25 protein-coding genes are annotated in these 20,652 nt (G+C 69.3%); 17 read left to right on the top strand and 8 right to left on the bottom strand.

The genetic code is table 11. The features are described 5' to 3' along the window. Positions 1-20: 20 nt before the first annotated feature. The gene (locus tag AC1RSK_RS00190; RefSeq protein ID WP_492904417.1) at positions 21-713 is read right to left on the bottom strand and encodes a M23 family metallopeptidase; all 693 of its coding nucleotides are present in this window, start codon (positions 711-713) and stop codon (positions 21-23) included. A gap of 211 nt (positions 714-924) precedes the next feature. Here AC1RSK_RS00190 and AC1RSK_RS00185 point away from each other — a divergent pair, with 211 nt between their 5' ends. Next, positions 925-1,380: an energy transducer TonB gene (locus tag AC1RSK_RS00185; RefSeq protein ID WP_492904415.1), complete on the top strand. Its 456-nt coding sequence runs from the start codon at positions 925-927 to the stop codon at positions 1,378-1,380. Here AC1RSK_RS00185 and AC1RSK_RS00180 read toward each other — a convergent pair. Together AC1RSK_RS00180 and AC1RSK_RS00175 are read right to left on the bottom strand one after the other, a co-directional pair. Beyond that, the gene (locus AC1RSK_RS00180; protein ID WP_492904413.1) at positions 1,371-2,315 is read right to left on the bottom strand and encodes an SMP-30/gluconolactonase/LRE family protein; all 945 of its coding nucleotides are present in this window, start codon (positions 2,313-2,315) and stop codon (positions 1,371-1,373) included. The two genes, AC1RSK_RS00185 and AC1RSK_RS00180, sit on opposite strands and share 10 nt — an antisense overlap. A gap of 64 nt (positions 2,316-2,379) precedes the next feature. Next, positions 2,380-2,850 (bottom strand): NUDIX domain-containing protein, encoded by a 471-nt coding sequence (locus tag AC1RSK_RS00175; protein ID WP_492905378.1) that lies wholly within the window; start codon positions 2,848-2,850, stop codon positions 2,380-2,382. Positions 2,851-3,040: 190 nt separating this feature from the next. Here AC1RSK_RS00175 and AC1RSK_RS00170 point away from each other — a divergent pair, with 190 nt between their 5' ends. The 5 genes from AC1RSK_RS00170 to AC1RSK_RS00150 all read left to right on the top strand — a co-directional run bounded on the left by AC1RSK_RS00170 (position 3,041) and on the right by AC1RSK_RS00150 (position 6,572). After that, a complete protein-coding gene (locus tag AC1RSK_RS00170) occupies positions 3,041-3,784 on the top strand; it encodes an SDR family oxidoreductase (protein ID WP_492904411.1) in 744 nt (247 codons plus the stop codon). 95 nt (positions 3,785-3,879) lie between these two features. After that, a complete protein-coding gene (gene folB / locus AC1RSK_RS00165) occupies positions 3,880-4,293 on the top strand; it encodes a dihydroneopterin aldolase (RefSeq protein ID WP_492904409.1) in 414 nt (137 codons plus the stop codon). 26 nt (positions 4,294-4,319) lie between these two features. Then, a complete protein-coding gene (locus AC1RSK_RS00160) occupies positions 4,320-4,838 on the top strand; it encodes a hypothetical protein (protein WP_492904407.1) in 519 nt (172 codons plus the stop codon). An 87-nt stretch (positions 4,839-4,925) separates the two neighbouring features. Then, positions 4,926-5,339 carry a DUF4870 family protein gene (locus AC1RSK_RS00155; protein ID WP_492904405.1) on the top strand — a complete coding sequence of 138 codons (414 nt, stop codon included), beginning with the start codon at positions 4,926-4,928 and terminating at the stop codon, positions 5,337-5,339. Between the two features lie 135 nt (positions 5,340-5,474). Then, entirely contained in the window at positions 5,475-6,572 is a 1,098-nt protein-coding gene (locus AC1RSK_RS00150) for a tetratricopeptide repeat protein (protein WP_492904403.1), read from the top strand. A gap of 229 nt (positions 6,573-6,801) precedes the next feature. Here AC1RSK_RS00150 and AC1RSK_RS00145 read toward each other — a convergent pair whose 3' ends face one another. Next, positions 6,802-7,692 carry a branched-chain amino acid aminotransferase gene (locus AC1RSK_RS00145; protein WP_492904401.1) on the bottom strand — a complete coding sequence of 297 codons (891 nt, stop codon included), beginning with the start codon at positions 7,690-7,692 and terminating at the stop codon, positions 6,802-6,804. Positions 7,693-7,772: 80 nt separating this feature from the next. Between AC1RSK_RS00145 and AC1RSK_RS00140 the strand changes: the two genes are divergently transcribed. The 3 genes from AC1RSK_RS00140 to AC1RSK_RS00130 are packed head-to-tail and all read left to right on the top strand — an operon-like array spanning position 7,773 to position 10,300. Next, entirely contained in the window at positions 7,773-8,255 is a 483-nt protein-coding gene (locus tag AC1RSK_RS00140) for a MarR family winged helix-turn-helix transcriptional regulator (protein WP_492904399.1), read from the top strand. A 13-nt stretch (positions 8,256-8,268) separates the two neighbouring features. Beyond that, positions 8,269-8,955 (top strand): response regulator, encoded by a 687-nt coding sequence (locus AC1RSK_RS00135; RefSeq protein WP_492904397.1) that lies wholly within the window; start codon positions 8,269-8,271, stop codon positions 8,953-8,955. Position 8,956: 1 nt separating this feature from the next. Continuing rightward, positions 8,957-10,300, top strand: coding sequence for an ATP-binding protein (locus AC1RSK_RS00130; protein WP_492904395.1), 1,344 nt, complete (start codon positions 8,957-8,959; stop codon positions 10,298-10,300). 164 nt (positions 10,301-10,464) lie between these two features. Here the strand turns inward: AC1RSK_RS00130 and AC1RSK_RS00125 are convergent, their stop codons facing one another. Beyond that, positions 10,465-11,094 (bottom strand): TetR/AcrR family transcriptional regulator, encoded by a 630-nt coding sequence (locus AC1RSK_RS00125; protein ID WP_492904393.1) that lies wholly within the window; start codon positions 11,092-11,094, stop codon positions 10,465-10,467. A gap of 127 nt (positions 11,095-11,221) precedes the next feature. On the opposite strand from AC1RSK_RS00125, the gene AC1RSK_RS00120 reads away from it, so the two are divergent. From AC1RSK_RS00120 to AC1RSK_RS00105, 4 genes are all read left to right on the top strand, one after another. Then, complete coding sequence (locus AC1RSK_RS00120; protein WP_492904391.1) at positions 11,222-12,031, top strand: UDP-2,3-diacylglucosamine diphosphatase; 810 nt, start codon at positions 11,222-11,224, stop codon at positions 12,029-12,031. Next, the gene (locus tag AC1RSK_RS00115; protein WP_492904389.1) at positions 12,031-13,125 is read left to right on the top strand and encodes a glycosyltransferase family 4 protein; all 1,095 of its coding nucleotides are present in this window, start codon (positions 12,031-12,033) and stop codon (positions 13,123-13,125) included. The genes AC1RSK_RS00120 and AC1RSK_RS00115 overlap by 1 nt, the downstream gene beginning before the upstream one ends. Before the next feature lie 87 nt (positions 13,126-13,212). Then, positions 13,213-14,562 carry a hypothetical protein gene (locus AC1RSK_RS00110; protein ID WP_492904387.1) on the top strand — a complete coding sequence of 450 codons (1,350 nt, stop codon included), beginning with the start codon at positions 13,213-13,215 and terminating at the stop codon, positions 14,560-14,562. Further along, the gene (locus AC1RSK_RS00105; protein ID WP_492904385.1) at positions 14,559-15,050 is read left to right on the top strand and encodes a M15 family metallopeptidase; all 492 of its coding nucleotides are present in this window, start codon (positions 14,559-14,561) and stop codon (positions 15,048-15,050) included. The genes AC1RSK_RS00110 and AC1RSK_RS00105 overlap by 4 nt, the downstream gene beginning before the upstream one ends. On the opposite strand, the gene AC1RSK_RS00100 is transcribed toward AC1RSK_RS00105, so the two are convergent. Next, a complete protein-coding gene (locus AC1RSK_RS00100) occupies positions 15,047-15,775 on the bottom strand; it encodes a hypothetical protein (protein WP_492904383.1) in 729 nt (242 codons plus the stop codon). The genes AC1RSK_RS00105 and AC1RSK_RS00100 overlap by 4 nt on opposite strands. 79 nt (positions 15,776-15,854) lie before the next feature. Then, positions 15,855-16,865, bottom strand: coding sequence for a ligase-associated DNA damage response exonuclease (locus AC1RSK_RS00095; protein WP_492904381.1), 1,011 nt, complete (start codon positions 16,863-16,865; stop codon positions 15,855-15,857). A gap of 161 nt (positions 16,866-17,026) precedes the next feature. Here AC1RSK_RS00095 and AC1RSK_RS00090 point away from each other — a divergent pair, with 161 nt between their 5' ends. The 4 genes from AC1RSK_RS00090 to AC1RSK_RS00075 all read left to right on the top strand — a co-directional run bounded on the left by AC1RSK_RS00090 (position 17,027) and on the right by AC1RSK_RS00075 (position 19,468). Continuing rightward, on the top strand, positions 17,027-17,497 hold the full coding sequence (locus AC1RSK_RS00090) for a PaaI family thioesterase (protein WP_492904379.1): 471 nt from the start codon (positions 17,027-17,029) through the stop codon (positions 17,495-17,497). Further along, positions 17,494-17,913 (top strand): PaaI family thioesterase, encoded by a 420-nt coding sequence (locus tag AC1RSK_RS00085; RefSeq protein ID WP_492904377.1) that lies wholly within the window; start codon positions 17,494-17,496, stop codon positions 17,911-17,913. The genes AC1RSK_RS00090 and AC1RSK_RS00085 overlap by 4 nt, the downstream gene beginning before the upstream one ends. A gap of 575 nt (positions 17,914-18,488) precedes the next feature. Beyond that, on the top strand, positions 18,489-19,031 hold the full coding sequence (locus AC1RSK_RS00080; protein WP_492904375.1) for a GNAT family N-acetyltransferase: 543 nt from the start codon (positions 18,489-18,491) through the stop codon (positions 19,029-19,031). After that, entirely contained in the window at positions 19,010-19,468 is a 459-nt protein-coding gene (locus AC1RSK_RS00075; protein WP_492904374.1) for a DUF2141 domain-containing protein, read from the top strand. The genes AC1RSK_RS00080 and AC1RSK_RS00075 overlap by 22 nt, the downstream gene beginning before the upstream one ends. Here the strand turns inward: AC1RSK_RS00075 and ald are convergent, their stop codons facing one another. Further along, positions 19,469-20,581: an alanine dehydrogenase gene (ald, locus tag AC1RSK_RS00070; RefSeq protein ID WP_492904372.1), complete on the bottom strand. Its 1,113-nt coding sequence runs from the start codon at positions 20,579-20,581 to the stop codon at positions 19,469-19,471. Between the last annotated feature and the right edge of the window lie 71 nt (positions 20,582-20,652).

Raw genomic sequence — 20,652 nt, 5'->3', positions numbered from 1 at the left:
AGCACAAACGCCGGGCCGGGTCAGCCCTGAGCGGAGCCGGCCCGGACCTTGATCGTGTGGGCGAGGATCAGGTCGGCGGCGTTGAGCCGGCCCAGGCCCGGCTTCATGATCTCCAGATGCACATGGTCGGTGATGCCGGGGTAGTGCGACTGCAGGCTGGCGACCGTGCCGATGGTTTCGCCCAACCGCAGGGCCTGGCCGACGGCGACGCTGGGATCGACATAGAAGGCGCGGGCGACGTAGCCGATGGCCGGGTTGGTGATCTCGACGAACTGCAGCGAGGTGTCGTTGCCGTAGGCGTAGCCGATCTTGGTCACGAAGCCGCTGATCGGGGCGGCGACGGCCTGGTCGGCCCGGGCCGTGTAGTCGACGCCCTCGTGGTGGCGCGAGCCGCCGTCACGCGAGGCGCCGAACTCGCCATTGCCGAAGGCGTCATGCTGGCGCGGCGCCTGGCCGGTCGGGTTGACGAAGTCGCCGGCCCCGTCGCCGTCGACGTCGAGGCCGTTCCAGACGGTTTTGCTGACCATCGGCGCCGGCAGGTCGGCTTTCGGGTTCACGGCCTTGATCAGCCGCGCCATCGGGCTCTGTCCAGCCGGACCTTGCGGGACCTTGCCGCCAGCCACGGCGAGGGCGGCGACCGGGGTGAACACGAGCACGAGCCCGACCGTCTGGGCCAGCGCCGAGCGCCAGCCCTGCCAAATTTTACGCTGCAATGGGTGACCAATTCTCTGGGGGAGGGAGGATGATGCAGGGCGGCTTATACACACAAAATGAGGCGCCCGCCGGGCCACAATGTTGCGGCGTATCGACGCTTTTTGAACGTTGTCAGATGGTTAGTTGAAGGTTGACCTTTCTGGACGGCGCGGGCGCCGGGCCGCGAAATCTCGGCTATGATCCCGGGACCCTCGCGCTTTGGAGTTCGCCATGGCCGCTCGCCGACCGATCGTCGCCCTCGTCCTTGGTCTGGCCGCGACCGGGGCGGCGCTGACCTTCTGGTCGCCGCCGGCCGCCGCGAGGATCAAGGTCATGCCGGTCCGCGACGTGGTCTTCGCGCCGCCCGCCAAGGCCTATGCCTGGCTTGGCGGCCCCGGCGGCTACTTCCCGGACCGCGCCGCGCGACAGGGTGTCGGCGGCCAGGTCCTGCTCAGCTGCATCGTCGAGGGAATCCGTCAGCTGACCGACTGCCAGGTCACCCATGAAGAGCCGGCCGGCTACGGATTTGGCGAGGCGGCGCTGCTCATGGCCCGGCGCGGCGCCATCACCGCCTCGCCGGTCAACCCCTACCCCTCGCCGAGAGGCGACCGGGAGCGGTTCCGCGTGGACTTCCCCAAGCCCGGCCCCAGGCCCTGCCCGCCAGGCTCACGCCAGCGTCACTGCTGATGCAGCATCGCCAGCCCCGGCACCGGTGAGCGGGCCTTCAGCACATAGTCGGCGCGGATCGAGCCGATGTAGAGGTCGCGCAGGTCGTCGCCGCCCCAGGTGACGTTGGTCGGGTGGTTGATCAGCACGCCCGAGGGATCGTGGCAGACGGTCTCGACCTGGCCTGACGGGCTGATGGCGACCACCTTGTTGGCGGCCGGCAGGCAGACCCAGAGGTTGCCCTCGGCGTCCAGGCCGACGCCGTCGGTGTAGCCGAGGTCGTCGTGGTGCTGGTGGGCGGCGGCCGCCTCGACCACGTCGCCCGCGGCGACCAGCCTGCCGAGCACCGGGCCATAGCGGCGGCCCGTTCCCAGTTTGCCGCCAGGCTGGATATCGAAGGCCAGGACGTCGGCGCCGCTGGTCTGGGCGCAGTAGAGGACCCCGTCGTCGGCGCTGAGGGCCATGCCGTTGGGAAACTTCAGACCGTCGGCGACGATGTCGGAACTGCCGTCCGGGCGCAGCACGAAGATGAAGCCGTCGGCGCGGCCGTCCAGGGCCTGGGGCCAGGTCTCGGCGTGGGTGGAGTTGGCGCACCAGATGTTGCCGGCCCGGTCGATGACCGGATAGTTGGCGCTGGTCAGCCGCTTGCCGCCGACCTCGGCCAGCAGGGTCTCATGCAGGCCGGTGGCCGGATCGAACCGCTGCAGCGGGCCTTCCTGGCGGTCGTAGATGCCGAAGTTGGCGATCAGGATGCGGCCCTGGCTGTCCATGTTGATGCCGTTGGGAGCCCCGCCGGCCGGGCCCAGGCGGGTGAAGGAGCCGTCGGGATGGATCTCCGCCACCGCGCACTGGTGGTCGGAGGCGAAGACGCGCCCGTCCTTGCCAACCACCACATCCTCCGGCCGGTCGATGCCGACCGCGATCTTCGAAAAGGCCGAGGTTGCGATCCAGGACATGGCGTCTCTCCCTTTGGCCCGCTTCTGTGAGCGGTCATCCCACTATTCTCCCAACTTCGGGAACCTACCAGTGGGGTGTGAGGTCGGCGCCGAGAAAGGCCTCCTCGATCCGCCGCCGGTGTCCCGGCCGCAGTCCCTCGGGCAGCGCATCGAGTGCGAACCAGCCGACCTGGGCGATCTCACCTTTCGAGGTCGCCGGGCAGGGCTCCCAGTCGGGGCAGAGGTAGGTCAGCACATGGTCGTTCGGGTGATGGGCATGGTTGGAGTGAATCGAGACCAGCCTCGGCGGGCCGGTCAGCCGCACGCCCGCCTCCTCGACCAGTTCGCGGGCCAGGGCGGTCTCGGCCGTCTCGGCCTTTTCAACGCCGCCTCCGGGCAGGTGCCAGCCGTCGACATAGGTGTGCTCGATCAGGAGGACGCGGCCCTCGGCGTCCTGGACAATGCCGCGCACCCCCAGGGTCAGGCCGCGCGCCAGCTTGAACCAGGCGAAGACAAAGGGGCGGGCGAAGGGTTCGACGGCGCGGCGCCAGAGCATGGCGGCGAGCTTGGGCCAGGCGGCGATCCGGCGCAATCGCTTGCCCTTCATCACGCCCGGCGCTAGGACCGCCGCAACGGATTTTCGGAGCCTAAAGCCATGGTCGCCATCGGCGTCATCGTCCTGTTCATTGCCGTGCTCGCGGGCCTCAACCTGTTCGAGTTCGGCCGTCTCGACTAAGCGCCCGCCTTTGCGCGGCGTCGCCCTGGTCACCGGCGCCGCCCGGCGCATCGGCCGCTCGCTCGCCCTGGCGGCGGCGGCGGCCGGCTACGACCTGGCCATCCATCACCGCAGCCATCCCGAGGACGCCGACAGCCTCGTCGAGGAAGCCGCCGCGCTGGGAGCCAACAGCCTGACCCTGACGGGCGATCTGGCCGATCCGGTGACTGCGTCGGCCCTGATCGACGCCGCCTCGCGGCTCGGCCCCGTCACCCTGCTGATCAACAACGCCTCGCTGTTCGAGGACGACAGCCTTCAAAGCCTGAACGCCAACGGGCTGAACGCCCACCTGGCGATCAACCTGACCGCGCCGGTGCTGCTGAGCCAGGCGTTCGCGGTGCGCCTGCCGGTCGACAGACAGGGGCTGATCGTCAACGTCCTCGACCAACGGGTGCTGCGGCCCAATCCCCAGTTCTTCAGCTATTCCCTGAGCAAGGCCGCCCTCTGGCAGGCGACGAAAACCATGGCCCAGGCGCTCAGCCCCCGCATCCGGGTCAACGGCATCGGGCCGGGGCCGACCCTGGCTTCCGTGCACCAGGTCCCCGGCGAGTTCGAGGCCGAGGCGGCCGGGACCCTGCTCGGCAAGCCCATCGATCCGGCCGAGATCGCCGCCGCCCTGCGCTATCTGATTGACGCCCCCTCGGTGACCGGCCAGATGATCGCCGTGGACGCCGGTCAGCACCTCGGCTGGCGCACCCCCGACATTATTTCCTGACAGGCTGTCGCCTGTCAGAGTCTTTTTTGGTCGCTCTTCCTGATCGACAAAGTGGTTCCCACTTTGTCGGGAAACGCTTCGCTAGAGGGGCCTTCATGGCCGTAACGCCCGCCACCCAGTCCGATCTCCAATCGACGCTCGTCCTGACCAGCAAGGTGGTGGTCAGCAAGATCTTCGTCCACGGCATCCGCATCGACGCCGAGGTCGGGGTCTATCCCTCCGAGCGGGGCCGCACCCAGCCCCTGATCGTCGATGTCGAGCTCGACGTCGCCTGGGCCGGGGCCGACCGCCTGGCCGACACGGTCAACTATGAGACCATCGTGACGGCCGCCAAGGCCGTGGCCGACGAAGGTCATATCGAGCTGGTCGAGATTTTCGCCGAGCACCTGGCCGGCCGCTGCCTCGCCGACCCGCGCGTCACCCGCGCCCGCATCCGCGTCGACAAGCCCGAGGCGCTCAGCCCTCAGGCGGCGGGGGCCGGCGTCGAAATCACCATGGTGCGGGCCTGATCGCCCATTCGGCCAGGCTTGGCCCCATGCAGCCGCTGACCAGCTGGCGGCTGGAAGACGGCGTCCTCATCGAACAGCGCGGCAAGCGCGAGCGCCGGGTGGCGCTGAACACCGTGCGACGGCTGCACCTGACCCCGGCCCGCGGGCGACTGGCGGCGGGGGCCATCCTCGGCCTGCCGCGAGGCCAGCTGGGCATCTATTCGGGCCAGGCCCTGTCGCTCCGCCCCACAGCCGCGCCGGAGACCTTCGCTCCCTTCGTGGCGGCGCTGGCCAGGGCCGTGGCCGAGGCCAGTCCGACGGCGCGGTTCACCGTGCCGGCTATGGCGACCCAGGGGACGGTGATCGGGGCGGCGGCCCTGCTCGGCGGCGGCGCGCTGGCCGTCGGCGGTTTCGCGGCCATGGCCGGACAGGTCGACATCGGCCTGGCCCTGGCCTCGCGGATGGCCTTCGTCGCCATCCTGGCCCTGGCGCTGATGCCCTGGCTCGACCGGCAGACCGGGCGGTTCGATCCGCTGGCCATCCCCAGGGGGCTCCTGGGCGGGTGACAGCGTATTAATTTGCGGAACGGGACCGGGGTCCCAACATTAGGTCCAGAGCGCCACTTCCGGCGCGAGGAGCGAAGAAACCCCACGATGACTGACACTGTCAGCGTTGCCCGACCGCACGAGGACCGCGTCATCCCCTCGGTGATCTATGGCCTCTACTTCATCGGCCCCTTCACCGGCTTTCTGACCACCTTCATCGGTCTGGTCATCGCCTACGCCCAGCGCGGCGGGGCCGGGCCTCGCATGGAAACCCACTACACCATGCTGATCCGCACCTTCTGGCTGACGCTGGGCTGGTTCCTGGTCGGTCTGGGCCTGGTGATCGTCGGCGGCATCCTGTCGCTGGTGGTGGTCGGCATCCCCGCCTTTATCCTCGGCCTGATCATCCTGGGCGTCTTCGGCCCCGTCATCCTGGTCTGGAAATACATCCGGCTGGTGCTTGGCGCGAGCTACCTGGTCCGGGACGAAGCCTATCCCCGGCCGATGAGCTGGCTGTTTTAGTGGCAGAATGGCCGCCCGGCGCCCGCCGGGCGGTCGCTGCCGTTAACGACTTTCCCCCGCCAGTTGTGGGGTTTTGACGCCGGCTTGATTGCACAGCCCTTTTCGGCCCCTACTAGGGGACGGGGAGTGTCGACCATGGCCGCAAGGCTCATCGGACTTGTGCTGGGGCTGCTGATCGCCGCCGCCGGCTGGATCGTGGTCCGGCCACTGGTCGGCAGCATCGGGCCGGCCGTGCCGGGCCTGGACCTGGGCGATTTCGAAAGCCTGAGGCCGTTGATCGGCTGGGGAGCGCTGGGTCTGGGCGGGCTGGCGGTGCTGGTCAACCTCTGGCCCAGCCGGCGCAAGAGCCGCCGGCCGCTGCCGTCCGGCATGGACCACCCGATCACCTTCTCGGATGATCCGCCCGTCGGCGTGCCGGTCTCCAATCCCAATCCGTCTCCGGACCTGAAGCTGAACCTCGCGCCGATGGCGGCGGGGCCGTCGCCCTTCCCGATCACCGCCGCCCCGCCGACGCCGATGGCCGAGCCGGTGCTGGCCAAGCCGGCCGATGTCACCCCCACCCCGGTCGCCGTGGCCCAGCCGGTGCGCCGCGACCTGCCGCCGGTGGCCCCCGGCCCCGACCCGCAAGGTCCGCCGCAGGAGACCTTCGGCCAGCTGCGCGCGGCGCTGAAGGGCAAGGTTCGCGACGAGAAGTGGGGCGAGGCGGCCGAGATGCTCAAGCGCCTGCCGAAGCTGGCTCTGACCCACAACGACCGCATGGTCGCCGCCCAGGACCTGGGTGACTTCGCCCGCGGCCAGGGGCGGATCGACGACGCCGCCGAGGCCTATGGCCACGCCCTGTCCTACGCCCGGCTGCTGCATGAGATTGAGCCGGCCGACCCGGTCGCCGCCGCCGACCTGGCCGGGGCGCTGATCAATGTTGGCGACATGGCCGCCGACGAGGGCCGACTCGACGCGGCGCTCGGGGCCTATGAGGACGCCGTCGCCCTGCGCCGCAAGCTGATCGCCAACCACGGCTCCCGCCGGCTGGACCGCCGGGCCCTGAGCATCGCCCTGGAACGGCTGGCCGACGCCCGCGAGGATCGCGGCCACCGGGTGCGGGCGCTGGACCTCTATCGCGAGAGCGTCGAACTTGCCGGCGCCCTGGCCGCCGAGGACCCGCAGCGCTACGGGGCCGAACTGCAGGGCACCCGCACGCGGCTGGCGGAGCTGGAAGCGCGGCTGAGCGTCTAAAGGCCAGTACGGGTCGGCCCGACGCCGCCTCACTCCCCGCTATCGTCATCCTGGGCCTTGTGCCCAGGATCCCGCGTTCCGCTCGTCCAAGCCCGTGCTTTGGGGGCGCGGCCGCGCCCCCACTCCACCGTGAGAGACGCCGCGGGCCGGGATCCTAGGGACAAGCCCTAGGATGACGATAGCGGGAGATGACAGTGCGGGATTTCTCCCTGCAACGAGAGACGTCGCTCTACGCCATCGCCGGGACCTGCCCGCGCACCAGCCGGGCGTAGTCGTCCATCAGGGTCAGCGAAATCGTCCCCGGGGTGAAGCGGAACTCGCCGACCTCGGCCACCGGCGTCACCTCGGCGGCGGTGCCGGTGATGAACAGCTCGCTGAACGTGCCCAGCTCCTCGAACGGGATGTGGCGCTCGATGATCTGGTAGCCGCGCTCGGCGGCCAGCTTCATCACCGTCTGGCGGGTGATGCCGTTCAGGAAGGCGTCGGGCGTCGGGGTGTGGATCACCCCGTCGCGGACCAGGAAGACATTGGCCCCGGTCGCCTCGGCGATATAGCCCCGGTAGTCCTGCATCAGGGCGTCGGCATAGCCGTCGCGCTCGGCGGCGTGCTTGGAGATGGTGCAGATCATGTAGAGGCCGGCGGCCTTGGCGTCGGTCGGGGCGGTCCTCGGGTCCGGTCGGCGGAAGAGGGCGTGGGCCAGGCGGATGCCCCGCTTCTTCTCTTCCGGGTCGAAGTAGCTGGGCCAGTCCCAGACGGCGATGGCCAGGTGGATCTTGGTCTGCTGGGCCGAGACGCCGATCATCTCGCTGCCGCGCCAGGCGATGGGCCGGATGTAACAGTCGGTCAGGCCGTTCCTGGCGCAGGTCTGCTTGCAGGCCTCGTCGATCTCCGCCACCGTGTAGGGGATCTTGAAGTCGAGGATTTCGGCCGACCGATGCAGGCGCTCGGTGTGGGCCGTCAGTTCGAAGATTTCGCCGTTGTACATCCGCTCACCCTCGAACACCGAGGAAGCGTAATGGAGCCCATGGGTCAGTACGTGCACCTTCGCCTCGCGCCAGGGCACGAATTGCCCGTCCAGCCAAATCCAGCCGTCACGATCATCGAAGGGAACCAGGGACATCGGGGTAATTTCTCCTCAGAAAAACCAGCTTATCCCAGACCCTGCCCAGGGGTCCAAGCCAAACCGCGCGGCTCCTTAGCATGAATGCGTCCGCTGATCCCCGTCTGATCCTCAGCGAATCGGAACTCGACCTCGGATTGGAGCTGGTCCTGCTCGCCGAGACGGCAATCTGGACCGCTGTCGATGCCGCCATGGACACCGAACCCAAGGGATTGGGCCGCTCGCACTGGCGCGCCGCCTTCCTCATTCGAAGGAGACCGGGTGTCGGGGTGAAGGAGATCGCCCGTCTCACCGCCCTGACCAAACAGGCCGCCAGCCGCACCCTGGCCGACCTGGAAGCCCACGGCCTGGCCGAAAAAGTCCCCGGCGAGCTGGACGCCCGCCGCCGCCCGGCGCGGCTGACGGCGGCCGGCCTGGCCTTCGAAGCCCGGGTCGCCGAGCAGCTTCGCGGCCTCATCGCCATGGCCTATCGCGATGGGGGCCTTGACGGGGTGGGCGCGGGGCGGCGCATTCTCGCCTCCCTGGCGGGTCCCCGTCTCACGGCCCGTCGTGAAGAAACTTGAGGGGGGAGGAGACATGAGCGACAGACACCTGCTGGTCGTCGACGATGACGACCGCATCCGCGATCTGCTCCGCCAGTTCCTGACCCGGGCCGGGTTCCGCGTCACCGTCGCCGCCGAAGCGGGGGCCGCCGGGCGGCTGCTCGACACCCTCGACTTCGACCTGGTCATCCTCGACGTGATGATGCCGGGCGAGGACGGCATGAGCTTCGCCCGCCGCCTGCGCGGCACGCCGGGGCCGGCCTCCAAGGCGCCGATCCTGATGCTGACCGCCCGCGGCGAGACCGCCGACCGCATCGAGGGCCTGACCGCCGGGGTCGACGACTACCTGGCCAAGCCGTTCGAGCCGCAGGAACTGCTGCTGCGCATCGAGGCCATCCTGCGCCGGGCCGGCCCCCGGCCGAGCGACGATCAGCCGGTGTCGCTGGGCCGCTGCCAGTTCGATCCGGTGCGCGGCGAGCTGACCCGCGACGGGACCCTGGTGCGGCTGACCGAGGCCGAGATCGACCTCCTGCGCACGCTGGCCAAGGCGCCCCACGCCCCGATCGACCGCTACACCCTGGCCCGCGACGACGCCGACGCCGCCGGCCGGGCGGTGGACGTGCAGGTCACCCGCCTGCGCCGCAAGATCGAGGACGACCCCAAGACCCCGCGCTACCTGCAGACGGTGCGCGGCGTCGGCTATCTACTGGCCCCCGATTGACATGAAGGTCCGCGCCCTTCGCATCTTCATTCCGCGCGCCATCAAGCGGTGGCTGCCGCAGAGCCTGTTCGCCCGCACCCTGCTGATCATCGTCCTGCCGGTGGCGATCATGCAGGGGCTGATCACCTGGATCTTCTTCGACCTGCACTGGCAGGCGGTGTCGTCGGGCCTGACCGACAGCCTGGCCGGCGACGTGGTGTGGATCGTCGAGACCTATGAGCAGAACCCGGCCGGCCTGCCCCAGCTGGCCGAGCGGGCCGAGCGGACCCTGTCGCTGTCGGTGGCCTTCAAGGCCGGCGACAAGCTGCCGGTCGGCCGCAAGCCGGCCTATTTCGCGCCCGAGGACCGGGCCCTGGAGGCGACGCTGGAGCGCAAGCTCGACCGGCCCTTCTGGTTCAACAACCGCAGCTACAACAGCTGGGTCGGCATCGAGGCGCCGGTCGAGGGCGGGGTGCTGCGCATCTATGCGCCGCGTGAGCGGGCCTTCGCGCCGTCCGGCTGGATCTTCATCCTGTGGATGGGCGGCGCCACCCTGCTGCTGACCGCCATCGCCATCCTGTTCATCCGCAACCAGGTGCGCGCCATCGAGCGTCTGGCCGAGGCCGCCGAGGCCTTCGGCAAGGGGGTCGAGGGGCCGGAACCCTTCAAGCCCTACGGCGCCCGCGAGGTGCGGCAGGCGGCCCAGGCCTTCCTGTCGATGAAGGCCCGCATCCAGCGGCATCTGGAGCAGCGGACCGTGCTGCTGGCCAGCGTCAGCCACGACCTGCGCACGCCGCTGACTCGGCTGAAACTGGAACTGGCCCTGGCCGAGCCGTCGACGGCCGGCGAGGCGATGAAGCGCGACCTCTCCGAGATGGAGCATATGATCGACGAATACCTCGACTTCGCCCGCGGCGAGGGGGCCGAGGCGGTCGAGAGCACCGACCTGGCGGTGCTGCTGCAGCAGTATTGCGAGGATGCGCGGCGAACGGGGGCGGCGGTGGCGCTGGACGTCGAGCCGGGGCTGTCGGCGCTGGTGCGGCCCAACGCGCTGAAGCGGGCGCTGGATAATCTGGTGTCCAACGCCGTGACCCACGGCAAGACCGTGCAGGTCACGGCCGGGCCGACGGCGACCGGCGGCGTCGAGATCGTCGTCGAGGACGACGGGCCGGGGATTCCGGAAGACCGCTACGAGGAAGCCTTCAAACCGTTCAGCCGGCTGGACGAGAGCCGCAACCAGAACCGCAAGGGCGTGGGGCTGGGGCTGGCCATCGCGCGAGACGTGGCGCGGAGCCACGGCGGGGATGTGACCTTGGGCAAATCGGCGCTGGGCGGCCTGAAGGCGACGATCCGGCTGCCGGGGTAGTGGTTCCTCCCCCTCTCGGGGGAGGGGGACCGCGCGCGCAGCGCGTGGTGGAGGGGGTCCCCACCGGCGGTTCAGCTTCGAACAGGTCACCGCCAACGTGAGCTGTGACCCCCTCCGTCAGCGGCTTCGCCGCTGCCACCTCCCCCGAGAGGGGGAGGAACCTGTTACTCCGGCCACAGCTCCGTCACGCCGCCCTTGCGGTTGAGCATGTGCGTCGCCCGTTTGATCACCGTCAGCAGGCGCTCGACCCGGGCGTCCTCATCGTACGACAGGTCGGCCCGCGCCAGGCCCTCCAGCATGAACCGCGCCAGGTCGCGGCTGGCCTGGAACCTGGGCCCCGCGCCGGCGTGCAGCATCTTCAGGAAATGATCGCCGATCTGGGCGCGATCGAACTCGGCCCTCGCCGGGGCGATCAGGTTGGCCACCACCGGGTCGGTCCTCGCCGCCATCTCCAGTTCCATGAAGGCGGTGAAGGCCGGGTGGCGCAGCAGGTCCCAGTAGCTGTCGATGGCGTGTTCGGTGACGTCGGCGCCGGGCGGCAGGTCCTCGGCGGCGCGGCGGAACAGCTCGGCGCGTTCGGCCTGCAGGAAGCCGATGACCCCTTCCAGCAGGTCCTCGCGGGTCGGGAAATGGTAGAGCATGGCCCCGCGGGTGATGCCCGCCGCCTCGGCCACGGCGGCGTTGGTCGCCGCGGCATAGCCGCTCGACGCGATCACCCTCACCGCCTCGTCGAGGATCCGGGCGCGCGTCCGCCGCGACTTGGGCGTATCCCGATCCTTACGCTGTATATCCATGCCTTCGATCTAGGTAACCACCGATCATCTCGCAATGCACAAAGTTCCGTCTGCAACCGGTTTCATTGCAGTGACATGAAATCAGCCTAGCCCCCGCGCGTTTCAGGGGCATTGCGGTGGGTCAAAAATGAGCAGCCAGGAAGCGGTCCAGCGCTACCGCAGCATCTTCATCAGCGACATCCACCTGGGCACCGCCGGCTGCCAGGCCGAGCTGCTGCTCGACTTCATCCGCCATGTGGAATGCGACCACCTCTACCTGGTCGGCGACATCGTCGACGGCTGGAAGCTGAAGGGCGGCTGGTTCTGGCCCCAGGCCCACAACGATGTCGTCCAGAAGATCCTGCGCATGGCCCGCAAGGGCACGGTGGTGACCTATGTGCCCGGCAATCACGACGAGTTCGCCCGCGACTTCTGCGGCGTCCACTTCGGCGGCGTGGTCGTCGCCCGCGACTGCCTGCATGAGACCGCCGACGGCCGCCGCTTCCTGGTCACCCACGGCGACGAGTTCGACGGGGTGGTGCAGCACGCCCGCTGGCTCGCCTTCCTCGGCGATTGGTCCTATAGGACGCTCCTGATGCTGAACACCCTGCTCAACCGCGCCCGGCGCCGGATGGGTCTGGGCTACTGGAGCCTGTCGGCTTTTCTGAAGGTCAAGGTGAAGAACGCCCTGCAGTTCATCGAGAAGTTCGAGGACGCCCTCGCCGAGGAAGCCCGCAGGCGCGGCGCCGACGGGGTGATCTGCGGCCATATCCACAAGGCGGAAATGCGCGATATCCAGGGGATTCTCTACGTCAACGACGGCGACTGGGTGGAAAGCTGCACCGCCGTCGTCGAGGATTTTGACGGGTCCTTGAAAATCATCGATTGGGCCAAGGCGCGTTCCTGGTCCATGATCGGCCGCTCGATGCCCGATTCAGCAGAGCCCGCCGTCGCCTGATGCGTATTCTTTTGGCCACCGACGCCTGGGAGCCCCAGGTCAACGGCGTTGTCCGCACCCTGACCCGGGTGATCGCCGAGCTTCGCGCCATGGGCCACGAGGTCGAGGTCATCAGCCCCGACCAGTTCAAGACCATCCCGCTGCCGACCTATTCGGAAATCCGCCTGGCCATCGGGGCCGACGAGGCGGTGCGCGAGCGGTTCAAGGCCTTCGAGCCGGAAGCCATCCACATCGCCACCGAGGGCACCCTGGGCCTGGCCGCCCGCCGCGTCTGCCTGGAGTGGAAGCTGCCGTTCACGACCAGCTACCACACCCGTTTCCCGGAATACGTCAGCGCCCGCCTGCCGCTGCCCCTGGCCGCCGGCTACGCCTACATGAAGTGGTTCCACAAGCCGTCGGGCCGGCTGATGGTCGCCACCCCGACCATGCGCGACGAGCTGGAGGCCCACGGCTTCCGCAACATCTCGCCCTGGTCGCGCGGCGTCGACACCGACACCTTCAACCCCTCGCGACGCGAGCCGGACATCTTCAAGGACCTCAAGCGGCCGATCTTCCTCAACGTCGGCCGGGTGGCCGTCGAGAAGAACATCGAGGCCTTCGCCTGCCTCGACCTGCCGGGGACCAAGGTGGTGGTCGGGGCCGGGCCGCAGAAGGACGAGCTGGCCGCCCGCTATCCGGAGGTGGTGTTCGCCGGGGCCAAGTTCGGCGACGAGCTGGCCGCCTATTTCGCCTGCGCCGACGTCTTCGTCTTCCCCTCCCTGACCGACACCTTCGGCCTGGTGATCCTGGAAGCCATGGCCGCCGGCACCCCGGTGGCGGCGTTCAGCGCCCCCGGGCCGATCGACATCATCCCGAACAGCAACGCCGGCGCCCTGGCCCCCGGCAAGGTCGAGGGCCTCCGGGAGGCCTGCCTCGCCTGCCTGGACCTGGACCGCAAGGTGGTGCGCGCCTTCGCCGAGAAGTTCAGCTGGCGGTCCTGCGCCGAGGAGTTCCTCAAGAACCTGCAGCCCTATCCGGAACCGGAAAAGACCCGCTTCTGGCGGCGGCTGCGGCGGCTGGCCCGGCTGCGCCGCAAGGAAAAGCCGGCGGCCTGACTTCGCGCGTGAGCTGCGCAACACCCTGAAGTTGACAGTTCCCGCATGTGAGCGAACAGTGTTCGCCTCACAAAGAGGGGCGGATTCATGTTCGGCTCGGACGTGTTGGAGGTCGGTCTTGGGCTGACCTTGTTCTTCCTGCTGGCCAGCCTGATGGCCACCGCAATCCGCGAACTGATCGAGGCGGTGCTCAAGACGCGGGCGATGGATCTCGAGCGGGGCGTGCGCGAACTGCTCGACGATCCGCGGGGCGTGGCCATGGCCAAGTCCTTCTTCGACCACGCCCATATCTTCTCGCTGTTCCGCGGCGTCTATGACCCGGCCAAGCTGAAGAGCGCCGGCCTGCTCCGCCGGTTCCTGCCCACGCATCATGCCCTGGTGAAGGATCAGGTCGGTTTCGAGATGCCGCTGGGGGCCCGGCGAGCGCTGCCGACCTATATCCCGGCGGGACAGTTCGCCACCGCCGTCATCGATCTGGTCGGACGCGGCAGCGGCTCCTGGCCCTACCCGGTGAGTTCCGAGACCCTGACCCTCGACCTTCTGCGCCAGCGCGCCGCCGGCCTCTCCAGTCCCCGGCTGCAACGGGCCGTGCTGTCGGCCATCGATCATGCCGATGGCGAGATGGCCAAGGTGAAGGCCAACCTGGAGGCCTGGTTCAACGGCAGCATGGACCGGGTCTCCGGGGCCTACAAACGGCGCACCCAGGCCTGGCTGCTGGCCATCGGCCTGATCATCGCCGTCGCCTTCAACCTCGACGCCATCACCGTCGCCGGACGGCTGGTCAATGATCCGGTCCTGCGCAAGGCCGCGGCGGCCCAGGCCCAGAAGCTGAACGACGAACACAAGGCCGACGCGGCCGCCGCCGCCCCCGCCGAAGGCGCGACGCCGGAAGCCCAGACTCCGCCCGCCCCGTCGATCGTCAAGCAGGTGGAGGCGACCGGCAAGACGCTCGACGGCCTGAGGACCGACCTGACCGCCATCGGCTACCCCATCGGCTGGCGGTTCACGGGCGACCCGACCGACAAATGGTACAGCCGCAAGCCCATCCCCGGCCCGCAGGGCTGCGCGGTCATCGGCGAGGGCGATCGCTGCCTCAAGGCGCTGCCCGGCTCCGGGATCAGCTTCGGCCTGCTGCTCGGCTGGCTGATCTCCGCGATCGCCATCTCGTTCGGAGCGCCTTTCTGGTTCGATGTGCTCAACAAGATCATGGTCATCCGCTCGACCGTGAAGCCGCGCGAGAAGAGCAAGGACGAAGGCTCCGAGGATCGCCAGCCGCCCGGACCGCCCGGTGGCGGAGGGGTGGTGCTGGAAACCTTCGGAGCCGCCGCGCCGCCCCCGCCGCCGCCCGCCGCCGACCCCGTCAAACCCCTGCCCGTCGCCGGCTTCGAGCCGGAGGAATGGAAGCCTGGCCATACCAACCCGGGAGAAGTGCTGTGACCGACGTCTCCGTCGCCAACCGCGACCTCTCGCTACTCGCCCCAAAGTTCCGCGAGGCGGTGGCCGCCGCCCTGGCCGACTGCGCCGCCAAGGGCTTGACCGCCAAGGTCAACGAAGGCTTCCGCAGCAACGCCCGCCAGGCCTGGCTCTACGCCCAGGGCCGCACGCGGGACCTGGACCAGCCAACGGTCACCAATGCGCCGACCTCGCTGACCAGCTGGCATGGCTACGGCCTGGCGGTCGATGTCATCCACCAGACCAAGGCCTACAAGCCCTTCGGCGCTGACCGCGCGGCCAATGACAAATGGTTCGCCGACGTGGCGGCGGTGTTCAAGCAGCACGGCTGCGCCTGGGGCGGCGACTGGAGCAAGCCGGACACGCCGCACATGCAGTGGGGCAAGTGCCGGCCCAGCCCCTCGGACCGGGCCCGCGAGCTGATCGCCAGCGGCGGGGTCGAGGCGGTGTGGCAAGCGGTGAGCGCGGTCTAGCCCCGCTCGTCCAGCTCGCCGAGGATCATGATCTTCTGCCAGACCTTGCGGCCAAGGTCGGTGCAGAGGTTCTCCACGTCGCTGGCCCCGGCGATGATCACATGGTCGCTGCTCTCGCCGGCCATCACCGCCGCCAGCTTGCCGGTCAAGGCCAGCATCTCGGCGCAATACTCCAGATAACGGGCCAGTTCGAAGCGGGTCATGGTCCGGTCCGGCGACGACGGCGTCCGCGGTCCGGGACTGAGGATCACCGTCGGGTCCTTGGTCAGCTGGTGCATGTCGACGACATGGGCGAAGGCCCGCAGCCGGTGCAGCCAGGCCTGCACCCGCGACCGGCGCAGCCGCTCCTCGAGGGTCAGCAGGAACCAGCAGCCGGCGGCCATCAGCAGCAGCAGGTTGACCGCCGACTCGATGACCGGGGTCAGGGCCACCGGATCGTTGGACCCCAGCACCCTGCTCCAGTCGACCATCCGCGCCGCCCAGACCTGCGCCCCGATGCCGCCGGCCACGACCAGGAACACCAGGGTGCGCAGGCCGTAGTAGGGACGGGTCAGGGCGTGCGCCTGCTTGCCGGCCAGGCGGGCGCTGCGGGCCAGTTCGTCGGCGACGCCGGCCAGGCCGGAGGCCGGGAAGCGCTCGGCCACCCGGTCGGCCAGCTTGACCGCCGTGCCAGCGACCATCTCGGCATCAAGCCGACGGTAGCTCTGGGCCGGTCCCTTGGTCATCGATCTCCCCCTCGACACCTGTGAAGGGTGATCCCGCCATCGCCGACCTGACAAGCGAATTCGCGCGTCGGAGGGGGACTCAGCTCTCTTCCTCGTCCTCGTAGCCGACCAGGGCCAGGGCCCTGGCCGGCTGGCCGTTCAGCTCGCACCAGCGCAGCAGGCCCTCCTCGCGCCCGTGGGTGATCCAGACCTCGCCGGGCGACAGTTCGGCGATGGTGCCGGTCAGTTCGTCCCAGTCGGCGTGGTCGCTGATGACCAGCGGAAGCTCGACGGCCCGCTGGCGGGCCCGGGCGCGGACGCTCATCCAGCCCGAGCAGAAGGCGCTGACCGGGTCGGCGAACCGGCGGCTCCAGCGGTCGGCCAGGGCCGAGGGCGGGCAGACGACGATCTCACCGGCCAGGTCGCCGCCCTTCTCCTCGGTGGCGGGCGCCAGGGGACCCAGGTCGACGCCGTGGCTTTCGTAGAGGCGGTTGAGCTGTTCGAGGGCGCCGTGGACGTAGAGGGTCCGATCCCAGCCGGCCTCGCGCAGCAGGCGGATGACCCGCTGCGCCTTGCCCAGCGCATAGGCCCCCAGCATGTGGGTGCGTTCTGGGAACTGGCCCAGGCTGGCGATGACCTTGCCGATCTCGCCGGCGTCCTCGGGGTGGCGGAAGACCGGCAGGCCGAAGGTGGCCTCGCTGATGAAGACGTCGCAGGGCACCGGCTCGAAGGCCTGGCAGGTCGGATCGCGGCGGCGCTTGTAGTCGCCGCTGACCACCATGGTCAGGCCCTTCCACCGCACCACCGCCTGGGCCGAGCCGAGCACATGGCCGGCCGGGGCGAGGCTGATCTCGACGCCGTTGTGCTCCGTCGTCCGACCATAGGGCGAGGGGTGGCGCGCAGCCGCGAAGTCCTCGCCGTAGCGGGCGGCCATGATGTCGAGGGTGGCGGGGGTGGCCAGCACGCTGTCATGGCCCGAGCGGGCGTGGTCGGCATGGCCATGGGTGATCACCGCCCGCGCCACCGGGACGACCGGATCGACATAGAAGTCGCCGGGCGGACAATAGAGGCCCTTGGGCGTCGGGCAGAGCAGCTGTTCGGGTTTCAGCATGGCGACTCTTACGTCTCACCTCACGGAAGGCTCCGCCGAGACCCTTTTCAAGGGTCTCTGTTCTAACATTAAGAGCGTGTCCGGGCGGCCGAACCGCGCACACTTCGGCCTGACACGCTCTGAGACTGGATATAGGGGCCCGCCCGCCGTAAGACCGAGGCATGAGCGATCAGGACGCCATCCGGCACAACATGGCCCAGGGCATGACCCAGGGCAGCCCCTACGCCCGCGAGATGGGCTTCACGCTGGTCAGCATGGAAGACCGCATCGCGGTGATGAAGGCCGACTACAAGGACATCATGGTCGGCGACCCCGACACCGGCGTCATCGCCGGCGGGGTGGTCACCGGATTGCTGGACCACTGCTGCGGCTCGGCGGTGCATCTGGCGATGAAGGAATTCAAGATCATCGCCACCCTCGACCTGCGCATCGACTACATGCGGGCCGCCAAGCCCAACATGCCGATCTTCGCCAGGGCCGAATGCTACAAGGTGACCCGCTCGGTCGCCTTCGTCCGGGCCCTGGCCTACGACGAGACGCCGGACGACCCGGTCGCCGCGGCCAGCGCCGCCTTCATGCTCGACAGCAGCAGCGGCCGGCCGCGCACGCCCAAGCCGGAGGCAAAAGGATGAGCGACGCCTCCGATCGCCTGAGCGCCATGCTCGAACGCATCCCCTACGCCCGATTCCTGGGGGTGCGGGCCGAGCTGGCCGGGGACGAGATGACGATGATCCTGCCGTTCGGCCAGCACATCGTCGGCAACCCGGTGCTGCCGGCCATCCATGGCGGGGTGCTGGGCAGCTTCATGGAAATGACCGCGCTGGCCCAGCTGCAGGTCAAGGAGGGCCAGGCCAAGCAGCCGCGGGTCATCGATGTGTCGATCGAATACCTGCGCTCGGGGAGGCCGCTGACCACCTTCGCCCGGGCCGAAATCAAGAAGGTCGGGCGAAGGATCGCCAACGTCCACGTCGAAGCCTGGCAGGAACAACGGGCCCAGCCGATCGCGGCGTTGAGGGCGCACTTCCTGCTGGAACAGGGGGAGACGTAGCCCCCCACCCCCCCGTCATCCTAGGCCTTGTGCCTAGGACCCACGTGTCCGCCGCACTCACGGTTGGGTGGAGGCGCGGCCGCGCCTCCAGGGCAAAGGCTCGCGGCGGCTGAACCGTGGGTCCTAGGCACAAGGCCTAGGATGACGATGGTGGTGGAAGCCGGAAACTCAAACACTCACTCCGATGATTACATCCGCGTAACTTACTTAAACTGACGTCATTCTCTTACATCGACGTCATGACGCAAGCTTAACAAGCCTTTTCAGACCTCATTCAGTATACCTCAAATCACAGCAGCGCAGGGACGCGCCGCCACACACAAACAGAGGGACTACTGAAATGACCGTTCGTATCGCCAACCTGGCCAGCCTGCTTCTCGCCGCGCTGCCCGTCGTCGCCATCCTGGGCATCGCCCAACTCGAAGCCACCGCGCGGGCCTTCGGCGCTTGAGCCGCCGCGCCCACCTCCACCGGGTCTGACATCCTCCCCCCTGCTCAGATCCGGTGGAGCACCGCGCTCCAGAACCCGACAAAGGCGCCCTTCACGGGCGCTTTTTTCGTTGTAGACAGGGGCCATGATCGCACCCGGCCCGACCCTGACCACCGCCCGCCTGATCCTGCGCCCGACGGCGCGCGAGGACTTCGACGGCTGGGCCGAGCTGATGGCCGACGAGGAGAACTCCGGCTTCATCGGCGGGCCGCAGGAACGGCCGACCGCCTGGCGCGGGATGATGTCGATGGGCGGGGCCTGGGCGCTGGAGGGCTTCGCCATGTTCAGCGTGCTCGATCGTGAGACCGGCGAATGGCTGGGCCGGGTCGGGCCCTGGGTCCCGGAAGGCTGGCCGGGCACCGAGGTCGGCTGGGCCCTGCTGAAGAAGGCCTGGGGCAAGGGCTATGCGGTCGAGGCGGCCGAGGCCAGCATCGACTGGGCCTTCGACACCCTGGGCTGGACCGAGGTCATCCACACCATCGACCCGGCCAACACCGCCAGCCAGGTGGTCGCCCAGCGGCTGGGCTCGACCAACTGGGGGCCGAGCCGGCTGCCGCCGCCCTATGAGGACAAGCCGGTCGACGCCTGGGGCCAGACCCGCGAGCAGTGGAAGGCGCGGACCCGGTGAAGGCCGGGCTGGCCCTCGTCCTGGCGGCCTTGCTGGCGGCGCCGGCGTTCGCCCAACCGCCCCAGGAGCCTGGCGAGACCGGCACGCTGGCCATCGAGTTCACCGGCGTGAAGGGCCGCAAGGGGACGGTCATCGCCGCCCTGTTCGACAGCCGCGCCGGCTACGACGCCGACAGGCAGCCGGTGCGGCTGTTCCGCCTGCCGGCCTCGGAGGGCAATTTCACGGTGACGGTGGGCGGCCTGCCGCCCGGCCGCTACGGCATCAAGGCCTTCCACGATCGCGACGACAGCGGCACCATCACCATCGGCCCGGTCGGCCTGCCGACCGAGCCCTACGCCTTTTCCAACAACATCCGCGGCTTCGGCCCGGCCCCGTGGAAGAAGGCCAACTTCGCCGTCGCCCCGGGACCGAACCTGCAACGTCTCAAGCTGATGTAATCAGGCCCAGGCGCCGTACGGATCGACGAACGGCTTGCCGAGCGCCTCGGCCACGGCCGGGTGGGTCAGCTGGCCGCCCAGGACGTTGAGGCCCTTGGCCAGGTGCTTGTCCCGCTTCAGCGCGTCCAGGCCATGATCGGCCAGGGCCAGGCCGAAGGGCAGGGTCGCGTGGACCAGGGCTTCGGAGCTGGTGCGCGGCGCGGCGCCCGGCATGTTGGCGACGCAGTAGTGGACGACGCCATCGACGGTGTAGGTCGGCTCGGCGTGGGTGGTCGGGTGGCTGGTCTCGAAACAGCCGCCCTGGTCGATGGAGACGTCGACCAGCACGCTGCCGGGCTTCATGCGGACGAGGTCGGCGCGCTTGATCAGCTTGGGCGCGGCGGCCCCGGCGGTCAGCACGGCGCCGATGACGACGTCGGCTTTGAGGATCTCTTCCTCGATGGCGTCGAGGGTCGAGTAGCGGGTCAGCACCCGGCCCATGAAGATGTCGTCCAGCTCGCGCATCCGGGGGATGGAGCGTTCCAGCACCACCACCTCGGCGTTGAGGCCCATGGCCATGCGGGCGGCGTTCATGCCGACCACGCCGCCGCCGAGCACGGCCACGCGGGCCGGGGGCACGCCGGGGACGCCGCAGAGCAGCAGGCCCATGCCGCCGTTGTGCTTGAGCAGGGTCTCGGCGGCCGAGAAGACGGCGATGCGGCCGGCCACTTCGCTCATCGGAGCCAGCAGCGGCAGGCCGCCCTTGGCGTCGGTGACGGTCTCGTAGGCGATGGCGGCGCAGCCCGAGGCGATCAGGCCTTCGGTCTGGGCCGGGTCGGGGGCCAGGTGCAGGTAGGTGAAGAGGATGTGGCGCGCTTCGAGGCGCTCCCACTCGACCTTCTGCGGCTCCTTGACCTTGACGATCATGTCGCTGCCGGCGAACACGGCGGCGGCGTCCGGAGCGATGGTCGCCCCGGCCTTGACGTAGGCCTCGTCGGCATAGCCGGCGCCCGTACCCGCGGTGGTCTCGACCAGGACCTGGTGACCCCGCGCGACATACTCGCGGACCGCCGTGGGCGGCAGGCCCACGCGATGTTCGCCAGGTTTGATCTCCTTGGGCACGCCAACGCGCATGGGCTTTCCTCCTTGGGGCCGCTTTCGGGGGCCGTTTGGCCCCTTCATACCGCTAGGTCAAGGACAGTCTT

The sequence above is a fragment of the Caulobacter sp. GW821-FHT11A05 genome, assembly GCF_058809015.1.
This window is presented reverse-complemented; position numbering and strand designations above follow the sequence as displayed.

What these genes read in the sequence shown, in the direction of transcription:
- AC1RSK_RS00185 (WP_492904415.1), top strand. Translation starts at nt 925, where the DNA reads ATGGCCGCTCGCCGACCGATCGTCGCCCTCGTCCTTGGTCTGGCCGCG.
- AC1RSK_RS00180 (WP_492904413.1), bottom strand. Translation starts at nt 2,315, where the DNA reads ATGTCCTGGATCGCAACCTCGGCCTTTTCGAAGATCGCGGTCGGCATC.
- AC1RSK_RS00175 (WP_492905378.1), bottom strand. Translation starts at nt 2,850, where the DNA reads ATGCTCTGGCGCCGCGCCGTCGAACCCTTCGCCCGCCCCTTTGTCTTC.
- folB (WP_492904409.1), top strand. Translation starts at nt 3,880, where the DNA reads ATGGCCGTAACGCCCGCCACCCAGTCCGATCTCCAATCGACGCTCGTC.
- AC1RSK_RS00160 (WP_492904407.1), top strand. Translation starts at nt 4,320, where the DNA reads ATGCAGCCGCTGACCAGCTGGCGGCTGGAAGACGGCGTCCTCATCGAA.
- AC1RSK_RS00155 (WP_492904405.1), top strand. Translation starts at nt 4,926, where the DNA reads ATGACTGACACTGTCAGCGTTGCCCGACCGCACGAGGACCGCGTCATC.
- AC1RSK_RS00150 (WP_492904403.1), top strand. Translation starts at nt 5,475, where the DNA reads ATGGCCGCAAGGCTCATCGGACTTGTGCTGGGGCTGCTGATCGCCGCC.
- AC1RSK_RS00145 (WP_492904401.1), bottom strand. Translation starts at nt 7,692, where the DNA reads ATGTCCCTGGTTCCCTTCGATGATCGTGACGGCTGGATTTGGCTGGAC.
- AC1RSK_RS00140 (WP_492904399.1), top strand. Translation starts at nt 7,773, where the DNA reads ATGAATGCGTCCGCTGATCCCCGTCTGATCCTCAGCGAATCGGAACTC.
- AC1RSK_RS00135 (WP_492904397.1), top strand. Translation starts at nt 8,269, where the DNA reads ATGAGCGACAGACACCTGCTGGTCGTCGACGATGACGACCGCATCCGC.
- AC1RSK_RS00130 (WP_492904395.1), top strand. Translation starts at nt 8,957, where the DNA reads ATGAAGGTCCGCGCCCTTCGCATCTTCATTCCGCGCGCCATCAAGCGG.
- AC1RSK_RS00125 (WP_492904393.1), bottom strand. Translation starts at nt 11,094, where the DNA reads ATGGATATACAGCGTAAGGATCGGGATACGCCCAAGTCGCGGCGGACG.
- AC1RSK_RS00120 (WP_492904391.1), top strand. Translation starts at nt 11,222, where the DNA reads ATGAGCAGCCAGGAAGCGGTCCAGCGCTACCGCAGCATCTTCATCAGC.
- AC1RSK_RS00115 (WP_492904389.1), top strand. Translation starts at nt 12,031, where the DNA reads ATGCGTATTCTTTTGGCCACCGACGCCTGGGAGCCCCAGGTCAACGGC.
- AC1RSK_RS00110 (WP_492904387.1), top strand. Translation starts at nt 13,213, where the DNA reads ATGTTCGGCTCGGACGTGTTGGAGGTCGGTCTTGGGCTGACCTTGTTC.
- AC1RSK_RS00100 (WP_492904383.1), bottom strand. Translation starts at nt 15,775, where the DNA reads ATGACCAAGGGACCGGCCCAGAGCTACCGTCGGCTTGATGCCGAGATG.
- AC1RSK_RS00095 (WP_492904381.1), bottom strand. Translation starts at nt 16,865, where the DNA reads ATGCTGAAACCCGAACAGCTGCTCTGCCCGACGCCCAAGGGCCTCTAT.
- AC1RSK_RS00090 (WP_492904379.1), top strand. Translation starts at nt 17,027, where the DNA reads ATGAGCGATCAGGACGCCATCCGGCACAACATGGCCCAGGGCATGACC.
- AC1RSK_RS00085 (WP_492904377.1), top strand. Translation starts at nt 17,494, where the DNA reads ATGAGCGACGCCTCCGATCGCCTGAGCGCCATGCTCGAACGCATCCCC.
- AC1RSK_RS00080 (WP_492904375.1), top strand. Translation starts at nt 18,489, where the DNA reads ATGATCGCACCCGGCCCGACCCTGACCACCGCCCGCCTGATCCTGCGC.
- ald (WP_492904372.1), bottom strand. Translation starts at nt 20,581, where the DNA reads ATGCGCGTTGGCGTGCCCAAGGAGATCAAACCTGGCGAACATCGCGTG.